The organism is Collinsella sp. CLA-ER-H5 (genome assembly GCF_040092375.1).
Classification (GTDB): Bacteria; Actinomycetota; Coriobacteriia; order Coriobacteriales; family Coriobacteriaceae; genus Collinsella.
The window spans coordinates 1-921 of record NZ_JBBNLR010000045.1 but is presented as its reverse complement, the minus strand read 5'-3'; the positions used below and the strand labels follow the sequence as shown (position 1 = coordinate 921).

Genomic DNA, 921 nt, shown 5'->3' with positions numbered 1-921 from the left:
CTCCATAGCCTCTCCACCTGCGGAAACGGTGCGACGGCCAGGTGCCGGGGGCTATTCCCGCGTTGCGCTAGCTGCGGAAACGCGGGGCCCGTTCAGGCTGTTGCGTTGAGATTGAAAATCAACCATTTACAAAAGCGACTCATAGAATTATTTCCTCCCGTTAAATAATAGATAACTATTAAAAATAGACAATACTTGCTCATAAGTAACGGTACTTAAATTGTTTACTTTGGCGTGTTTCATTGCTTGATGAAACTGATTTTTAGTAAACAGTTGACGATATTCTCGATTGACCCATTTTGAAACAAAGTACGTATATAGCTTCCAATATTTATCTGGAACATCTGTGGTATGGCGGGTAAGTTTTATTAAGACACTGTTTACTTTTGGTTTAGGATGAAAGCATTCCGCTGGCAGCTTAAGCAATTGCTGAATCGAGACTTGAGTGTGCAAGAGCAACCCTAGTGTTCGGTGAATATCCAAGGTACGCTTGTAGAATCCTTCTTCAACAATCAGATAGATGTCAGACGCATGGCTTTCAAAAACCACTTTTTTAATAATTTGTGTGCTTAAATGGTAAGGAATACTCCCAACAATTTTATACCTCTGTTTGTTAGGGAATTAAAACTGTAGAATATCTTGGTGAATTAAAGTGACACGAGTATTCAGTTTTAATTTTTCTGACGATAAGTTGAATAGATGACTGTCTAATTCAATAGACGTTACCTGTTTACTTATTTTAGCCAGTTTCGTCGTTAAATGCCCTTTACCTGTTCCAATTTCGTAAACGGTATCGGTTTCTTTTAAATTCAATTGTTTTATTATTTGGTTGAGTACTTTTTCACTCGTTAAAAAGTTTTGAGAATATTTTATATTTTTGTTCATGTAATCACTCCTTCTTGGTAGTGTCGAGAAAGTTGG

At 37.5% G+C, this 921-nt stretch carries 1 pseudogene; it reads right to left on the bottom strand.

Annotated elements, in window-relative coordinates:
• Window positions 1–147: 147 nt before the first annotated feature.
• Window positions 148–885: pseudogene (erm(B), locus tag AAAX31_RS10035) on the bottom strand (23S rRNA (adenine(2058)-N(6))-methyltransferase Erm(B)).
• Window positions 886–921 lie beyond the last annotated feature (36 nt).